Raw genomic sequence first — 16,967 nt, forward strand, 5'->3', positions numbered from 1 at the left:
GGACCTCAAGGTGTTCAAGGACCAACGGGTGCTACTGGTATAGGAGTTACCGGACCTACTGGACCTAGCTTCCCAGTAGCAACAATCGTTGTAACAAACAACATCCAACAAACAGTACTCCAATTTAATAACTTTATTTTTAGTACTGCAATTAACGTAAACAATATTATCTTTAACGGCACAAATACAGTTACTGTTATTAACGCTGGTATTTATGTAATTAGCGTATCTATTTCTACAACTGCGCCAGGATGCGCTCCACTTGGAGTAGGAATTTCAATTAATGGAGCTGTTGCTACTGACAACTTCTCTTCAAATCTAATAGGCGACTCACTTTCATTTACTACAATCGAAACATTAGCTGCTGGAGCAAACATTTCTGTCCAATCTACTCTTAACGAGATTACGATCCCTGCAACAGGAAACACTAACATTCGTCTTACTGTATTTAGAATTGCTTAAATTTCACTATTTATTGTTTATGACAAATAAAAAAAAGAGCGAGAAACTCGCTCTTTTTTTGTTATGTACAATAATTCATTACTACTCTAATTCAATTGAAACATTTTTTTGTGGCACAAATGTAGAAATTGCATGTTTATAAATAAGCTGTTGCTTACCTTCTGTTTCCAGCAGGACTGTAAAATTATCAAATCCTTTAATTAATCCACGAAGCTGGAAACCATTTAATAAGTACAGCGTAACGAACGTATTCTCTTTACGGAGTTGATTTAAAAACTGATCTTGAATATTGATTGATTGCTTCATGTCGAATCCTCCTCTTTTTCTCTACTTACCTATTATTCGACTTTAGTTGTAGCTTTCCTTCTATGTATCGTAAAATTTCTGACGTTTTTTCACCATCAGTAACATCGAACCACGTGACATCCATCTTATTACGGAACCACGTTAATTGACGTTTTGCATAACGGCGTGAATTCGTCTTTAATTGTGATACCGCTTCTTCTAAAGATACACGATTCTCAAAATAATCATATATCTCTTTATAACCAATCGCTTGAATAGATTGACAATCTCGCACTCCTCTTTCATGTAAACCTTTTACTTCTTCTAATAAACCTTGTTCAATCATTAGGTTAACACGTAAGTTAATGCGATCGTATAGCATTTCTCGATCCATTGTCAAGCCAATTAATGAAACATCGTACAGTAACTCATTTTCTTGTTTTTCGAGCTGGTTACTCATTTTTCCACCCGTCGTGTGAAAAATTTCTAACGCCCGAATAACACGCCTTACATTATTGGCATGAATACGCTCCGCACTTTCTGGATCTACTTCTTGTAACTTTTTATGTACATATTCCACACCGTGTTCTAATGCTAACTTTTCCATCTGTTCTCGGTATGTAGCGTCCCCAGCCTCATCTGTAAACTGGTAATCGAATAGAACAGATTGTATATAAAGACCGGTTCCACCAACAATAATTGGTAATTTCCCGCGCTCTGTAATTTCTCGAATGCACTTACGGACACGTTCTTGAAATTCCGCCACAGAAAATGAATCTTCCGGATCTTTTATATCAATCATATAATGCGGAATTCCGTCCATCTCATCTATCGTCACCTTTGCAGTCCCGATATCCATCGTACGATAAATTTGCATGGAATCACCACTAATAATCTCACCATTCAACGCTTTTGCAAGATCGATACTTAATTTCGTCTTTCCGACAGCAGTTGGCCCAATGATGACAGCAACTTTTTCACGTTGCACTTCTCCCATATCATTCAACTCTCTTTATGTAATATACTCCATCTATTGATTATAACCAATCTTACCAATTTTAACGGCATGATTGCAAGTTCTTTGAATCCAGTACATGAAATTACACAAAAAAAAGAGCATAGCTTGTCCAATTCTGCATATACATGATTAAAAATAGCTCGGAGAGGGTGCAATGACTATGAAACAAGCGACTATCGATTTTCCATTATTAATAAAAGACCTTATTTTAGCTACTGCTACAAAAGAACAAAATTGTTCACAAGAAGAATTATACTTCGCACTAAATTGTTTACTACGTTCCTTTCATTCTACTCTTCAAGAAACAACGTTACATCCAGAAAATAAAAATACAGAGTATATGCAAACTCAATTTTGCACCGCGTATAAAATTATTACAGGTAAAACAATTTACCCTTTTCAATAATTCTTATATAAAAAAAGCGGCCGCTTAGACATTTTTAAGCAGCCGTTTTTTATTTTAATAAATTATTTTATAACTTTCACTTTAACGGATTTACGACCCCAACTATCAGCAGTGCTATCTGAACCAACTAAAACATCAATACGGTTTCCTTTAATCGCGCCACCAGTATCTCCAGCAATTGCTTCTCCATATCCTTCCACCCACACTGTTGATCCGAGAGGAATTACTTTCGGATCAACAGCAATAACTTTCATATTTGGATTCGCTGTTAAATCATGCCCCATCGCAGTTAACACACGACCACCATATGTGCCATTTTCACTCGGGTGAGCTGTGTAAGCTGTCGCTTCTACTGTTATTTCACGACCAGCAGGTTCACTTGTTTCAGTAGATTTTGCCACTGGCTTAGTTGCCGGCTTCGCTTGCGCTACTGGTTTACTTGATGCTCCACTTTTAACTGATTCTTTTCCATTAACTGCCGTATCATTTTTAGCCGGCGCTTTCTCCTTAACTGATGTATCATTTTTAACCGCCGTTTTCACCTTAGTTGGCGCTTCATCTTGAGCTGGAACTTCTTTTCTTTCAATAACAGGTGCTGTACCTGTTAAAAATGGTATGTGAACATACGCCGCTTTCCCGCCATATTCGAATTGTAACCATTCGTTTTGTACTTGATTTGTCGTTTCAATCAAGTCATCTTTTTTAAGCGTGCCAAGAATTTCTGAATCAGTATTCGCTCCAGCACGAATGTTTAATACGTTTGCTGTTACATAATAAGAACTTTTCGTAAACTCAGCACTTACAAAAGCTTCTTTACCATCTAATTTAATTTTGGACCATCCGTTTTCTGTATTTATAACATCTAATTTATTTCCACTTAACATTTTACCTACAAGTTTTGATTCTACAGTTGGGTTTTCTCTAACGTTTAATACATCTGTTGTTACAATCGTTTCCGCTTTAGCAGAACCTGCAAAAATCCCAAGACCAAAAACTGCTGCTGTTGCTATACCTAATAATTTTTTCATGAATAGCCTCCATTTGCTTTGTTTTCGTGTTCTCATTATAGCAACAGTTTTTTGTAGAATTTCGAAAATCACACAATTACAAAGCATTCGTAATAAACGATTAATGATTTGTAACATAAATTTCCATATTAAAAAATTGTATTTCTACCAAAATCAGCAATAGTTTTCATATATTTCTCACAAATTAGTATAAGAATTTTTTTCCAGAAAAAATTACAGTATTACTTTTTTGTTACAAAAAAATCACTTTTCATTACATCTTTTACCAAAATCCATCACAATCCAATTATTAAATTACTTTTTGTAACGAAAAAGGAACAACTCCTATTAGCTGTCCCTTTTTATCTTTTATTTAACTTTCTTCTTCCAAACACCTATCATAATAGCTGAAACAATCGTTCCAATTAATATAGAAACAATATATAGCAACGGTTTATTCACTAATGCGATAACAAACAATCCACCATGCGGTGCCGGCAATGTAATTTGGAATAACATAGATAAGGCACCCGCGATACTTGAACCAACAACACAACTTACTATTACTCGAACCGGATCGGCAGCTGCAAATGGAATCGCACCTTCTGTAATAAACGATGCTCCCATAATATAATTTGTTAAACCAGATTTACGTTCTGCTTCTGTAAATTTTGTTTTAAAGAATGTGGTTGCGAATGCAATCGCAAGTGGCGGTACCATACCACCAGCCATAACTGCTGAGTGCACTCCAAAATTCTGCGCTTCTATTGCAGCAATACCAAATGTAAATGCCGCTTTATTAATTGGACCACCCATATCAATTGCCATCATACCACCTAAAATAAGACCTAATAATATAGCATTCGTACCGTTCAAACCATTTAACCATCCTGTTAACATTTCATTTAATGCTACTACAGGCGGATTTACTACTTTTTGCATAACAACTCCTGTAATCAACAATCCAAAGACTGGATATAACAAAACAGGTTTAATTCCTTCTAACTGTACTGGTAATCCTGAAAATAATCTTTTCAATCCTAAAACAACATATCCAGCTAAGAAACCAGCAATTAATCCACCTAAAAATCCCGCATTCGCTTGTGCTGCTAAAAACCCACCTACAACACCAGGCATAAAACCAGGACGATCAGCAATAGAACTCGCAATAAATCCAGCTAAGATTGGTACAAGGAATAAAAACGCACCTGTTTTTCCTCCCCCAATAGACATGAACAATTCAGCTAAAGGACCTTCCGCTTTTATACCACCAAACGAAAACGCTAGTGCAATTAAAATTCCACCACCAACAACGAACGGAAGCATATTACTTACACCGCTCATTAAATGCTTATAAATTCCTAGCCCTTTTTCTTTCTCTACATTTTCTGCCTTCCCATCCTCTTTTACCCCTTTAAAGATTGGTGCCTCTTGTTTTATAGCTCGATTAAGAAGGATTTCAGTTTTTCTAATCCCATCGGCGACTGGTACTTGAATGACATGCTTCCCAGCAAAACGATTCATTTCTACTTGTTTATCTGCAGCTACAATAATAGCCGTTGCGCGTTCAATGTCCTCTTTCGTTAAATCGTTTTTAACACCTGTTGATCCATTCGTTTCAACTTTAATCGCTATTCCTAACTCTGCTGCTTTTGCTTTCAAACTATCCGCAGCCATATATGTGTGAGCGATACCCGTCGGACAAGCTGTAACAGCTAATACGTATGGCTCATTCCCTTCTGGCTTTGCTACTTCAACTTCTTCTTCGTCTTCTTTTTCATTCTCTTTTTCATCAAATAAACGGAGAAGCTCATCCTCATCCTTTGCTTCTAATAATTGCTTGCGGAACCCTTCATCCATCAATAACGTAGAGAGACGAGATAACGTTTCTAAATGAGTATTATTCGCCCCTTCACTCGCAGCAATCATAAAAAACAGATGTGCAGGCTGTCCATCAAGCGACTCATAGTTGATACCGCTTACACTTCTACCAAAACAAATCGATGGTTGTTTAACGGCATTCGTCTTCGCATGAGGTATAGCAATCCCTTCCCCTATGCCAGTTGTACTTTGTGACTCCCGCTTTAAAATAGATTCTTTAAATTCAGCTTTACTATTTAAACGATTTGCTCCGTCTAATTTCTCAACTAATTCATCTATGACAGCTTCTTTATTTGAAGCTGTCAAGTTCATAATAACTGTATCCCTTTTTAATAGTTCTGTAATTTTCATATGTTACTTCCCCCTATCGCTTAGTTACAATTACTTGCGACAATAATTCTTCTACTTTTTCTTTTTCACATAAATCAGCTGAAAATGCTGTTGCACTCCCTGTTGCAACGCCATATTGAAATGCCTTTTCAATATCTTTTGTCTGTTCATATTTACCTACAAATCCTGCAACGAGAGAATCTCCGGCCCCAACCGAATTAATTACAACACCTTTTGGAACAGTTGCTTCATATATACCTTGTGCCGTAAATAATAAAGCCCCATCTCCAGCCATTGATACGATAACATGCTCTACACCTTGTTCAACTAATTTTCTTCCAAACGGTAAAACATCTTCTACTGTTAAAATCTCTACTCCGAATAACTCACCAAGTTCATGATGATTAGGCTTTATTAAAAATGGTTTATTTTTAATTACATGCTGCAGCGCACTTCCACTTGCATCGACTACTACGCGAATACCTTTCTCAGCTCCGAGCGCTGCGATTGATTCATAAAAAGTAGTTGAGATAGACGCCGGTACACTTCCAGCTAGTACAACACAATCTCCCTGCCTCATACTTTCGATTTGTTTCATTAATTGTTCAAATTGTTCATTTGTCACATTAGGACCTTGCCCATTTAATTCTGTCTCTTCTTGCCCTTTTATTTTCACATTAATTCGGGAATCACCGTCTACTTGGACGAAGTTTGTTGTTACACCTTCCGCCTGTAATACATCTTTAATAAATCGACCGGTAAATCCACCAGTAAATCCAAGCGCTACATTTTCAACACCTAAACGATGAAGAACACGAGAAACGTTAATGCCTTTCCCTCCAGGAAATTTCATATCTTTCTCTGCTCGATTTACTGCGCCTAAATCGAAGGAATTAACTTGTACTACATAATCAATAGATGGGTTTAAAGTAACTGTATAGATCATTGTTTATCAGCCTCAATTACATTGGTTTGTCTTTTATATTTTTCTAAATCAATTTCTAAATGGTTTGTAATAATATTCGCTTCTTCAACATTAGCAATTTTCGCAAATGCAACTTCTGAGAACTTACTTTCATCAATTAAGAAATATCCTTCGTTCGCAAATGTTAATGCCATTTGTTTTAAAAGTGCCTCTTCTGGATCTGGAGTTGTAAAACCAAGCTGTTCATGTACACCATTTGCTCCTAAGAAACATTTATCAAAACGGTACTTTTGCATACTTTCCTGTGCCATAGCACCAATTAAAGCTTTCGTCCTACTCTTCATCATCCCGCCTAGTAAATACGCACGAATATTATTTTCAACTAAAGCTTCAATATGCATAAGTCCATTCGTTACGACAGTAACATCTTTGTTTATTAAAAATGGGATCATTTCAAATGTTGTACTTCCTGCATCTAAATAAACGCAATCCCCTTGTTCAACAATACTAGCTGCATACTTGGCAATTTGTTGTTTTATTTGAATGTTTTTGGATGATTTTTCAATCATCGTTGGCTCCTGTCCTTTTCCTGTTAAAACAGAGGCACCACCATGAACTCTTTTTAATAACCTTTGTTTTTCTAATTGTGCTAAATCACGACGAATTGTCGATTCAGAGCTTTCTGTTCTTTCAACTAATTGTTGTAATTTAACAACCTTCTGCTCTTTTACAAGTTGCAATATCATTTGATGACGTTCAGGAGTTAACATTTTATTCACCTCTTCTTTGATTACAGTATAATGAAAACGATCACAAAAATCAACCATAAACAGTCAAAAATAATCACTATCAATCAAAATCGGTTATAAACAAAAAAAAGAAACCTATTTGATACAACAATCAAATAGGTTTCTTCTCTCGCTTCACTTATAAAGAAGCTTTATAAATTGCAAGAACATCATCTTTATTTAATTTTTTAAAGTTACCGAATTCACCATAAGCCATCGCTTTATCCGCCATTAAGTCAATTTCACTTTCTCTAATAGCGTAATCAGCTAATGTTACTGGAGCTTCAATTGAAGTCCAAAATTGACGTAACGCCTCAATTCCCTCTAATGCAACCTCTTTATCTGTCTTCCCATCTGTTTCTACATCGAATACACGAATAGCGAACTGTTTAAAGCGACTCACATTTTCATCTATAACATGCTTCATCCAATTTGGGAATAGAATCGCGAGTCCGCCCCCATGCGGTATGTCATGAACAGCAGAAACTGCATGCTCAATATTATGAGTTGCCCAATCTCCTTTTACTCCCATCGCTAAAATGCCGTTTAACGCCATAGTACCGCAATATAAAATTGTTTCCCTATGCTCATAATTTTCTAGATCACTTAAAAGCTTAGGAGCTGTTTCAATTACTGTTCTTAAAACAGATTCACAATAACGATCTTGTAATTCTGTATTCATGCCGTGATGGAAATATTGCTCTAATACGTGCGACATAATATCGACCATACCATAAATCGTTTGATCTCTCGGCACAGACGAAGTATGTAGTGGATCTAAAATTGAAAACTGAGGGAATGTAACTGGACTGCCCCAGCCGTACTTTTCATTCGTTTCCCAGTTTGTAATTACAGATCCTGCATTCATTTCAGAACCTGTTGCCGCAAGAGTGAGTACAGTACCGAACGGTAACGCCTCGCTAGCAAATGATTTTTTCGTTACAATATCCCATACATCTCCATCATATTTACTACCAGCAGCAATCGCCTTCGTACAGTCGATTACACTTCCTCCGCCAACCGCTAAAATAAATTCGACTCCATTGTCTTTACAAATTTGAATCCCTTTCTTTACTGTTGATAAACGAGGATTCGGTTCAACTCCTGTCAACTCAAATACTTCCGCATTTATATCCTTTAAAATAGAAATCACATTATCATAAATACCATTTCTTTTAATGCTGCCTCCTCCATACACGAGAAGAACTTTTTTACCGAACTGTGGAATTTCCGTTTTTAACTGCTCTAACTGTCCTTTACCAAAAATAAGTTTTGTCGGATTACGAAATACAAAATTTTGCATATATCTTTACCATCCCTTCTATATAAAAAGCAACTATACTTTTGTATACCACAATTTTTTCATTTCACAAAAATATTTGCCTAATAAAAAAAATCCCAGCCTACAGGCTGAGATTTTTTTTATTGATAATAAGGTGAGATCATTAGGTAAACAATAACACCAGATAAACTTACATATAACCAAATCGGCATCGTCCAACGTACAATTTTACGGTGACGTGTTAATTGATTCGTAAAACCAAACACAAGTGCAAACAATGCAAGCGGTACAATAATTGCTGCAAGGATAATATGTGTAATTAAAATGATGAAATACACATATTTAATGAATCCTTCTCCGCCAAAATGTGTTGCTGGCGCCAAGTAATGATACGATAAATAAGAAACACAAAATAGCAACGTCGTTGTAAATGCTGCTAGGATGAAACCACGGTGCATTTTCACATTCTTCTTAATAATAGAGTATAAAGCTGCTAATAAGAATACGAACGTAAAGCTATTAAAAATTGCATTTAACATTGGTAAAATTGTTACATCAAAATGTACTTCTCCTTCATAGCCAACAGGTCCAAAGAACAAAAATAAAATAATCGCATTTACAATTACAGAAAGCGTTATCACAATAGGAGCATAGCTTTTCTGATTCGTTGATTGATCTACCAAAATGGTCACTCCTCTTCCTTCAAATATGTATACGTAACCTCACTATTTTAACATATTATTCACAGTGTAAATGTGACAATAGTTTGACACAGTAAGACAGGGCAAAGAAAAAACCCTTCTTAACAATACTTCTTAAGAAGGATTTTATCGCTTTATTATTCAAATAGCAATGCGATTAGTTTTTGTTAAAAAACGTACTGCTATACGCTTGATATATTTCAGACACTTGATATCCCATTAATGAAATTGCTGTTAATGAAAAGAAACCAATCATAAGAAATCGAAACCACATATAAATCTCCTCCTTGTATTTAGCTTAAAAAGCAGTCGCTATATTACAAGTTGAGTGGCACTCTTCATCGTCACTTTCCTTTTTCTTTACAATTGCTGTTATAAATCGAATCATAAAGAAAATCACAAAAGGAAATTGTTCGTAATTTACCTTGGCATAGTTTGGCAACGGCTCGCGCTGCACATCGAACGGAGATGAGAAGGAATAGAACATACCTTGCTCTTCCATATATACAATTACAATTTTCATACAAAACATTATTCCTAGAAATGAAACAATATCTTGCCATTCTGTCGTATATAAAAAGTTATACAGCTCTAATACGTACTCTTCCATCGTCATCCCCCCTTCCTTTTTTACCATTTTGCTCGCCTTCATATAAAAAGTCAAGAAAAAAGTTTATATTCACTATGACAATAGTAATTACTTGTTTCTATGATTATATATGATTCTTTTATAGCAATGATTGGGTGTAACTCTCTTCTAAAACAAGAAATTAGAATCGAACAGATTCCTCATTCTTACTTTTAGGATTCAACAATGTACTATTTTTATTTCTATTAAAAATAAAATAAGAAATTATTATAAGAACAGTAACAAGCATTGTTAAAAGCGCTTGTGAACGTAAAGATTCAATTGCGAGCATGGCAACTAAAACTGCTATAATCGCAGCAATTGTAACATATGTTACATATGGAAAAAGCCACATTTTCACTTTCAAATTTTGTTGTTCCGCTTTCCCCATTTTTTTACGTATCTTGAAATGTGAAACTGCTATAACGAGATAAACGAGTAACGCAATCCCGCCAGATGCATTCACTAAAAATAAAAATACTTTATCTGGAGATATGTAACTAAAAACAACTCCAATGTAAGCAAAGAAAGTTCCAAATAAAACCGCCCGAACTGGAACACCACTACTATTCAATTTCAAAAATGCCTTTGGCGCATCTCCTCTTTCTGCCATTGAAAAAAGCATTCTTGAGTTCGTATATAAACCCGAATTTAAACAAGAAAGTACAGCTGTTAAAACGATAAAATTCATAATTTGCGCTGCCGCTGGTATCCCTATATGTTCCAGTACCGCCACAAATGGGCTTTTTAGTATGTTCGCCGAATTCCACGGAAGGAGTGTAACAACTACAGCGATCGATCCAATGAAAAATACGAGAATACGCCAAATTACACTATTTGTTGCTGTTTTGACTGCCTTTACAGGTTCGGCAGACTCTCCAGCGGCCACTGCAACAATCTCAGATCCCATAAATGAAAATATAACGACGGTGATTCCAAGTAACACCGAACTTATACCATTTGGCATAAATCCTCCTTGACCTACCAAATTCGAAGTGCCAGGTGCTTCCGTTCCTGGTACAAATCCTAAAATAACAGCTAGTCCAAGACAAAGGAACAAAACAATACTTATTACTTTAATAAATGAAAACCAATATTCAAATTCTCCAAATGATTTCACCGAGAAAACATTCGTCAACGTTAATAAAATCGTTAATATTAAGCTTAATAACCAGAGTGGGATTTCTGGAATCCAGTATTGAATAATACCAGCACCTGCTGTAGCTTCTATTGCAATAACAATTACCCAGAAAAACCAATATAGCCACCCAATTGTATAACCTGCCCATGGACCAATTGCCTCTCTTGCATATGTTGCAAATGAACCACTTGTCGGATTAATAGCTGCCATTTCTCCTAGCATTCTCATAACGAAAATAACTAGAAGTCCTGCTAATGCATATGAAACGATAGAACCTGGACCTGCTGAATGCACAACCGCACCACTTCCAACAAACAAACCAGCTCCTATTACGCCACCAATGGAAATCATTGTAATGTGGCGTATTTTGAGGTCTTTCTTAAGATTTTTATCCAACTCTTGTACATCCCCTTCCAAACTTAATTTTGAAATTTACGTAAGAGTATTATGTGAAAAATCTTATCCTATACTTTAAAATATATCAAAATATTCTGAATTTAACAATCGTAATTCGACCTCCTTCAAAAATTATTTCATTAGGTTTAATAATTTCCCATACACAATTGTTGAGAAAATTATAGTCACCTTACAAGAGAATGAATTTTCAGATATTATTAAATAAACAAGATTATACATCTAGACAACTTTTTGTATAGGAGTGTTGATATGTTAAACAAGTTCAAATTCATTTGTTGTACTTTAGTAATTTTCTTACTGCTACCGCTAGCTCCCTTTCAAGCACAAGCAGCAAACAATTTAGGATCAAAATTACTCGTTGGATACTGGCATAACTTTGATAACGGTACTGGCATTATTAAATTAAGAGACGTTTCACCAAAATGGGATGTACTCAATGTATCTTTCGGTGAAACTGGTGGTGATCGTTCCACTGTTGAATTTTCCCCTGTGTATGGTACAGATGCAGAATTCAAATCTGATATTTCCTATTTAAAAAGTAAAGGAAAAAAAGTAGTTCTTTCAATAGGTGGACAAAATGGGGTCGTTTTACTTCCTGACAATGCTGCTAAACAACGTTTTATTAATTCCATACAATCTCTAATTGATAAATACGGTTTTGATGGAATAGATATTGACCTTGAATCAGGAATTTACTTAAACGGTAATGACACTAATTTCAAAAACCCAACGACTCCTCAAATCGTAAATCTTATTTCGGCTATTCGGACAATCTCAGATCATTATGGTCCAAATTTTCTATTAAGCATGGCTCCTGAAACAGCTTATGTTCAAGGCGGCTATAGCGCATATGGAAGCATCTGGGGTGCATATTTACCGATTATTTACGGAGTGAAAGACAAACTAACATACATTCACGTTCAACACTACAACGCTGGTAGCGGGATTGGAATGGACGGTAATAACTACAATCAAGGTACTGCAGACTACGAAGTCGCTATGGCAGATATGCTCTTACATGGTTTTCCTGTAGGTGGTAATGCAAATAACATTTTCCCGCCTCTTCGTTCGGATCAAGTCATGATTGGACTTCCTGCAGCACCAGCGGCCGCTCCAAGTGGCGGATATATTTCTCCAACTGAAATGAAAAAAGCTTTAGATTATATCATTAAAGGAATTCCTTTCGGAGGAAAGTATAAACTTTCAAATCAGAGTGGCTATCCTGCATTCCGTGGCCTAATGTCTTGGTCTATTAATTGGGATGCAAAAAACAACTTTGAATTCTCTAATAACTATAGAACATATTTTGATAGTCTTTCCTTGCAAAAATAATAAAAAACAACAATAGGTTTTATATGACCTATTGTTGTTTTTTATTTATGTAAATTACTTTTTCACTTCTACATGATGAAGAAATCCTTTTCCATCTCTTGAATAACTATTCACAAGACTTAAAAGCAACTTCCCACCAACCAACATCGCACGTTCATCAAAATCGAATTGAGGATGATGGTGTGGATATGTTGCCCCTATTTCTTCATTACCGGCACCTGTGAAGAAAAATGCTCCTGGAACATGTTCTAAGTAGTATGCAAAATCTTCTCCGCCCATAATAGGTGGTACTTCCATGACCCTTTCTTTGCCAAGATCGTGTTCCGCAACCGTCATAAAATGACGTGTTTCAGCTACATGATTTATTAATATTGGATAGCCTCGTTTATATTGAATATTAACTTCAGCATGAAGGGACTGACAAATCCCCTCAACAACTCGTCTAAATTCCTTCTCCATATATTCTCTCACTTCAGGATCTAACGTTCGAATGGTTCCTGTAAACGTAGCAGTATCCGCAATAATATTATCGGCTTGCCCGGCATGGAATGTACCAACTGTTAAAACTGCTGATTGAAATGGATCGACTTTTCTACTCACTAAAAGTTGCAACTGATTAATAACTTGTGTTGCAACGATAATAGCATCTACAGTATGATGTGGCATACCGCCGTGACCGCCTCGCCCTTGAATCTTCACTTCAAAAGTATCAGCTGCCGCCATCATTGCTCCAGCTTTCGTTCCAACAATTCCTAAAGGCATCTGAGAAGATAAATGTGTACCAAAAACAACATCTACTCTTTCTAAACAACCATCCTCAATCATGGCAATTGCTCCGCCAGGCTCTTTCTCTTCTGCATGTTGATGAATAAGGACTATTTTTCCTGAAAGTTGGTCTCTGTTATCACTTAATATTTTTGCAACTCCTAAAAGTGTTGCTGTATGTCCATCATGGCCACAAGCGTGCATTACACCAGGAACCTTTGATTTATATGAAACTTTCTTTTCATCTTGAATAGGTAGTGCATCAAAATCAGCACGTAGCGCCATCGTCTTCCCAGGTATTCCACCTTCAATTACGCCGATTACCCCTCTTCCCCCGACATCTGTTTTCACATCAATATGAAAACTTTTTAAAATTTCAGCTATTTTTTTCGGTGTTTCTATTTCTTGAAACGATAGCTCTGGGTATTGATGAAAATCTCTTCGCCACGAAACCATTTGATTGTATAAACTTTCCAATTCTTTATGCCATGTTTCTATCATAGAAATTCCCCTTTCTTTTTAACAGTTTAAATAAAAAATACATAATATTCTGTATTTAATCAATAAAAAAAGAGAACTTTCTTTAAAAGTACTCTTAATTCTTCAAAATATTAAACGTTCTACTTCAGTCACTACTTTGCTTCAATACAAATAGTGAGAGTTCCGGTACACTCAAAAATCTAACAGGCATTCGGGTTGTCCCAATACCACGATTTACGTATAAATGTAACAGCTTACTCTTCCCTTCTAATTCATACATACCTTCAACATGACTCTCAGCTAGTTTTGTAGTAATTAAAGGACCTACAAAAGGAATTTGAACTTGTCCTCCGTGACTATGTCCTGACATTTGAAAATCGACTGGATAACGAGATACTTTATCTACAACATCCGGCTCATGTATTAATAGCATATTGAAATCTTGTTGTCTTAAGTTTTTTAAAGTCGAGTCTATTTGTGGCTTCCCTAATAAAAAATCATCCAAACCTGATATTGTAATATACTTGCCGTTTTCCGCTTTAATTTTCTGCACTTCATTTACTAACACAGAAAAACCAGCTTCCTCCATATACTTTTTGTAAAATAAACTACCGCCCCCACCTCTATCATGATTCCCAAACACAGCATATTTTCCTAGGGGAGCTGTAATTTTCTGCAAAATAACCTTTGCTTCTTCTCTTTCCGCACTATAGGATCCAAACTTATCTATTAAATCTCCTGTAAAAACTACTATATCTGGATGTAATTCATTCATCTTCTCCACCAAATTTTCTAGTTGTTTCAATGTAAAATCTGGTCCTAAATGTACATCTGAGAACTGCAATATTTTTTTATTATTAAACTCTTTAGGAATTGTAGGAGCTTCTATTTCATTCCACGTAACTGTTACTAGTCTTCTTTCTATTTCAGTCGCATAGAAATACAAACTTACTGGTATCATTAATATACTTATGAAACTAATAATAAATATCTTTACGATTGATTTTTTTCGTTCTTTTTTTACATGATGCGTATTCATGTTTTCACCTCTAAAATCACTTTAAATCCTTATTGTTACATTAATGTGACAACATGAACAATGTTCGTTATATCCAATTTCATCCCCATTCACTTTGACAAATTTATACAGAAGTCATATCATATTTTTATCATACATAGATTCTTTAAAATGTTCCTTCTATTCATTCTATCATTTTATTGAGGAGAGATTATTCATGTCTGTATTTACACCAGAAGAAATTACGGAACTTGCTGCTAATTCTGGAAGAAAAAAAGCTCATTTATCATTGCTCCCTATGCTAATTCTCGGTTTTTTTGGTGGTGCTTTCATAGCATTAGGATATTTACTTGATATCCATGTTATCGGAACAATGCCAAAATCTTGGGGATCATTTACTAGCTTTTTAGGTGCTGCCGTATTCCCTATCGGTCTTATACTCGTTATCCTTGCAGGCGGTGAATTAGTAACTGGCAACATGATGACCGTTTCAATGGCATGGCTTCACAAAAGAATCGACTTATTTCACTTCATACGAAATTTAGTTATTGTTACGTTTAGCAACTTCATAGGTGCTATATTCGTCGCTTATTTTTTTGGTCATATCGTCGGCTTAACGGAGGGAGCTTTTTTAGCAAAAACAGTTTCTATTGCACAAGCTAAACTACAAGATACACCACTGCAAGCCTTCATTTCTGCAATCGGGTGTAATTGGCTCGTTTGTTTAGCTGTTTGGCTCAGTATGGGAAGTAAAGAATTTATCGGAAAGATTGTCGGTATTTGGTTCCCTGTTATGACTTTTGTTGCGATTGGATTTCAACACGTTGTAGCCAATATGTTTGTCATCCCAGCTGCAATTTTTTCTGGTCATTTAACTTGGGTTGAATATTTTCCAAACTTCATTTTTGTTTTCTTCGGAAACTTAGTAGGGGGTATGTTATTTGTAGCATTACCTTATTTCATATCTTATAATAAGAAACTACCTTCCAATAAAGAGCAAACTGCATTAAAGAAAAAATCTGTATCCGCTTAAATTGAATGTCTATAAATTGGTCCTAAAAAATATTACAAATTTCATTTTTTTTGCGAATATATGTACGTACACTTGTTCTCGAATGTTTTATACGTTATAATAACAACTTAAATAGCATTATTTACATATGAGGTGAAAAACATGAATAAGACAGAATTAATTAAAAACGTAGCACAAAACGCTGAGATTTCTCAAAAAGAAGCTACTGTAGTTTTACAAACTGTAGTAGAATCAATCACTAACTCTTTAGCTGCTGGCGAAAAAGTACAACTTATCGGATTCGGTACATTCGAAGTTCGTGAAAGAGCTGCTCGTACAGGCCGTAACCCACAAACGGGTGAAGAAATGCAAATCGCAGCTTCTAAAGTACCTGCTTTTAAAGCTGGTAAAGAACTAAAAGAAGCTGTAAAATAATGAAAAATAGCCTTCTCATTTATGAGAAGGCTATTTTTTTCATGACATAATTAATAAAAATCTGACCATTATGCTGCTTATTTTGTTCCTTTATGCAAATAAAACCTTTGCTTTCAAAGAAAGGTTTTGCTGTAATACTCGCCTCTGTATATATATCCATATGCTGCAAGTTCACTGCTTCTTTTTCTAACTTCTGTAGTATGTATGATGCTATCCTTTGTCCTTGATAATCTTTATGCGTAAATAAGCGATCTACATAATGATCATCATTATAATCCCCAAATCCCACTATCACACCTTTATAATCAGCAACGTAACAAATATTCTTTTCTAAAGACTGTAGCCATCTCTCTCTATCTAGTTGCTCTGGGGCCCACGCCTGTAGCTGTAACTCGTTATAATCTTTTGCATTCACCGTATGAACCGTTTCATAGAACAATTGTAATACTTGCTCTAAATCCTCTTTCTGGAATGTTCTAATTTTAATATCTTTAAACATATGTAAAACTCCTTATCAAACTAACTCTTTTATTTCGGTTATCCGGATAATTATTTCGTGTTTATTTTCGAAGCAGTTTCTTCCACTATATATGATTCTACTTCTGCTCTTTCTATATTATATCGACTTTTCCTTCTAAACGAACAATAAACAAT

The 16,967-nt window shown here is 35.5% G+C and carries 18 protein-coding genes; 5 read left to right on the plus strand and 13 right to left on the minus strand.

Translation table 11 applies throughout. The annotated features are described in order from the left end of the window. On the plus strand, nt 1-462 hold a 462-nt coding region (locus tag DN408_RS25990; protein ID WP_088265585.1), incomplete at its 5' end, for a Gly-Xaa-Xaa repeat protein. A gap of 81 nt (nt 463-543) precedes the next feature. Here DN408_RS25990 and hfq read toward each other — a convergent pair. After that, a complete protein-coding gene (gene hfq, locus DN408_RS25995; RefSeq protein ID WP_000813896.1) occupies nt 544-768 on the minus strand; it encodes an RNA chaperone Hfq in 225 nt (74 codons plus the stop codon). Nucleotides 769-793: 25 nt separating this feature from the next. Beyond that, nucleotides 794-1,744: a tRNA (adenosine(37)-N6)-dimethylallyltransferase MiaA gene (miaA, locus tag DN408_RS26000; protein ID WP_078178278.1), complete on the minus strand. Its 951-nt coding sequence runs from the start codon at nt 1,742-1,744 to the stop codon at nt 794-796. Nucleotides 1,745-1,925: 181 nt separating this feature from the next. Between miaA and DN408_RS26005 the strand changes: the two genes are divergently transcribed. Then, nucleotides 1,926-2,171, plus strand: a complete 246-nt coding sequence (locus tag DN408_RS26005; RefSeq protein ID WP_002014695.1) for a hypothetical protein — start codon at nt 1,926-1,928, stop codon at nt 2,169-2,171. A 62-nt stretch (nt 2,172-2,233) separates the two neighbouring features. On the opposite strand, the gene DN408_RS26010 is transcribed toward DN408_RS26005, so the two are convergent. From DN408_RS26010 to gabP, 8 genes are all read right to left on the minus strand, one after another. Then, nucleotides 2,234-3,199 carry a 3D domain-containing protein gene (locus DN408_RS26010; RefSeq protein WP_078178279.1) on the minus strand — a complete coding sequence of 322 codons (966 nt, stop codon included), beginning with the start codon at nt 3,197-3,199 and terminating at the stop codon, nt 2,234-2,236. 348 nt (nt 3,200-3,547) lie between these two features. Further along, nucleotides 3,548-5,410, minus strand: coding sequence for a PTS fructose transporter subunit IIABC (locus tag DN408_RS26015; RefSeq protein ID WP_078178280.1), 1,863 nt, complete (start codon nt 5,408-5,410; stop codon nt 3,548-3,550). A gap of 13 nt (nt 5,411-5,423) precedes the next feature. Continuing rightward, complete coding sequence (pfkB, locus tag DN408_RS26020; protein ID WP_078178281.1) at nt 5,424-6,335, minus strand: 1-phosphofructokinase; 912 nt, start codon at nt 6,333-6,335, stop codon at nt 5,424-5,426. Further along, nucleotides 6,332-7,084 (minus strand): DeoR/GlpR family DNA-binding transcription regulator, encoded by a 753-nt coding sequence (locus tag DN408_RS26025; protein ID WP_002128628.1) that lies wholly within the window; start codon nt 7,082-7,084, stop codon nt 6,332-6,334. The genes pfkB and DN408_RS26025 overlap by 4 nt, the downstream gene beginning before the upstream one ends. Before the next feature lie 157 nt (nt 7,085-7,241). Further along, nucleotides 7,242-8,405: an iron-containing alcohol dehydrogenase gene (locus tag DN408_RS26030; protein WP_002128630.1), complete on the minus strand. Its 1,164-nt coding sequence runs from the start codon at nt 8,403-8,405 to the stop codon at nt 7,242-7,244. A gap of 119 nt (nt 8,406-8,524) precedes the next feature. Continuing rightward, nucleotides 8,525-9,067: a DUF420 domain-containing protein gene (locus tag DN408_RS26035; RefSeq protein ID WP_000228316.1), complete on the minus strand. Its 543-nt coding sequence runs from the start codon at nt 9,065-9,067 to the stop codon at nt 8,525-8,527. Nucleotides 9,068-9,383: 316 nt separating this feature from the next. Beyond that, a complete protein-coding gene (locus tag DN408_RS26040; protein ID WP_078175321.1) occupies nt 9,384-9,722 on the minus strand; it encodes a hypothetical protein in 339 nt (112 codons plus the stop codon). Nucleotides 9,723-9,855: 133 nt separating this feature from the next. Then, nucleotides 9,856-11,250: a GABA permease gene (gabP, locus tag DN408_RS26045; RefSeq protein WP_000360102.1), complete on the minus strand. Its 1,395-nt coding sequence runs from the start codon at nt 11,248-11,250 to the stop codon at nt 9,856-9,858. A gap of 270 nt (nt 11,251-11,520) precedes the next feature. On the opposite strand from gabP, the gene DN408_RS26055 reads away from it, so the two are divergent. Beyond that, nucleotides 11,521-12,603: a chitinase gene (locus tag DN408_RS26055; RefSeq protein ID WP_147740440.1), complete on the plus strand. Its 1,083-nt coding sequence runs from the start codon at nt 11,521-11,523 to the stop codon at nt 12,601-12,603. Between the two features lie 54 nt (nt 12,604-12,657). Here DN408_RS26055 and DN408_RS26060 read toward each other — a convergent pair whose 3' ends face one another. Both DN408_RS26060 and DN408_RS26065 read right to left on the minus strand, forming a co-directional pair. Then, a complete protein-coding gene (locus tag DN408_RS26060; protein WP_147740441.1) occupies nt 12,658-13,869 on the minus strand; it encodes a M20 metallopeptidase family protein in 1,212 nt (403 codons plus the stop codon). A gap of 124 nt (nt 13,870-13,993) precedes the next feature. Continuing rightward, a complete protein-coding gene (locus DN408_RS26065; RefSeq protein WP_002167779.1) occupies nt 13,994-14,887 on the minus strand; it encodes a metallophosphoesterase in 894 nt (297 codons plus the stop codon). A 196-nt stretch (nt 14,888-15,083) separates the two neighbouring features. Here DN408_RS26065 and DN408_RS26070 point away from each other — a divergent pair, with 196 nt between their 5' ends. Both DN408_RS26070 and DN408_RS26075 read left to right on the plus strand, forming a co-directional pair. Next, a complete protein-coding gene (locus tag DN408_RS26070; RefSeq protein ID WP_078178282.1) occupies nt 15,084-15,899 on the plus strand; it encodes a formate/nitrite transporter family protein in 816 nt (271 codons plus the stop codon). Between the two features lie 141 nt (nt 15,900-16,040). Further along, a complete protein-coding gene (locus tag DN408_RS26075) occupies nt 16,041-16,313 on the plus strand; it encodes an HU family DNA-binding protein (RefSeq protein WP_002033657.1) in 273 nt (90 codons plus the stop codon). A 19-nt stretch (nt 16,314-16,332) separates the two neighbouring features. Here the strand turns inward: DN408_RS26075 and DN408_RS26080 are convergent, their stop codons facing one another. Continuing rightward, complete coding sequence (locus DN408_RS26080) at nt 16,333-16,812, minus strand: GNAT family N-acetyltransferase (RefSeq protein ID WP_078178283.1); 480 nt, start codon at nt 16,810-16,812, stop codon at nt 16,333-16,335. Nucleotides 16,813-16,967: the final 155 nt, after the last annotated feature.

Origin of the sequence: Bacillus sp. AR13-1, assembly GCF_008042285.1 — a bacterium.
Taxonomy (GTDB): Bacteria; Bacillota; Bacilli; order Bacillales; family Bacillaceae_G; genus Bacillus_A; species Bacillus_A mycoides.

Coding starts and splice junctions, on each gene's coding strand:
- DN408_RS26070 (WP_078178282.1), top strand. CDS start 15,084: ATGTCTGTATTTACACCAGAAGAAATTACGGAACTTGCTGCTAATTCT.
- DN408_RS26005 (WP_002014695.1), top strand. CDS start 1,926: ATGAAACAAGCGACTATCGATTTTCCATTATTAATAAAAGACCTTATT.
- DN408_RS26060 (WP_147740441.1), bottom strand. CDS start 13,869: ATGATAGAAACATGGCATAAAGAATTGGAAAGTTTATACAATCAAATG.
- DN408_RS26055 (WP_147740440.1), top strand. CDS start 11,521: ATGTTAAACAAGTTCAAATTCATTTGTTGTACTTTAGTAATTTTCTTA.
- pfkB (WP_078178281.1), bottom strand. CDS start 6,335: ATGATCTATACAGTTACTTTAAACCCATCTATTGATTATGTAGTACAA.
- DN408_RS26025 (WP_002128628.1), bottom strand. CDS start 7,084: ATGTTAACTCCTGAACGTCATCAAATGATATTGCAACTTGTAAAAGAG.
- DN408_RS26080 (WP_078178283.1), bottom strand. CDS start 16,812: ATGTTTAAAGATATTAAAATTAGAACATTCCAGAAAGAGGATTTAGAG.
- DN408_RS26075 (WP_002033657.1), top strand. CDS start 16,041: ATGAATAAGACAGAATTAATTAAAAACGTAGCACAAAACGCTGAGATT.
- DN408_RS26015 (WP_078178280.1), bottom strand. CDS start 5,410: ATGAAAATTACAGAACTATTAAAAAGGGATACAGTTATTATGAACTTG.
- hfq (WP_000813896.1), bottom strand. CDS start 768: ATGAAGCAATCAATCAATATTCAAGATCAGTTTTTAAATCAACTCCGT.
- miaA (WP_078178278.1), bottom strand. CDS start 1,744: ATGGGAGAAGTGCAACGTGAAAAAGTTGCTGTCATCATTGGGCCAACT.
- DN408_RS26065 (WP_002167779.1), bottom strand. CDS start 14,887: ATGAATACGCATCATGTAAAAAAAGAACGAAAAAAATCAATCGTAAAG.
- DN408_RS26040 (WP_078175321.1), bottom strand. CDS start 9,722: ATGGTAAAAAAGGAAGGGGGGATGACGATGGAAGAGTACGTATTAGAG.
- DN408_RS26010 (WP_078178279.1), bottom strand. CDS start 3,199: ATGAAAAAATTATTAGGTATAGCAACAGCAGCAGTTTTTGGTCTTGGG.
- DN408_RS26030 (WP_002128630.1), bottom strand. CDS start 8,405: ATGCAAAATTTTGTATTTCGTAATCCGACAAAACTTATTTTTGGTAAA.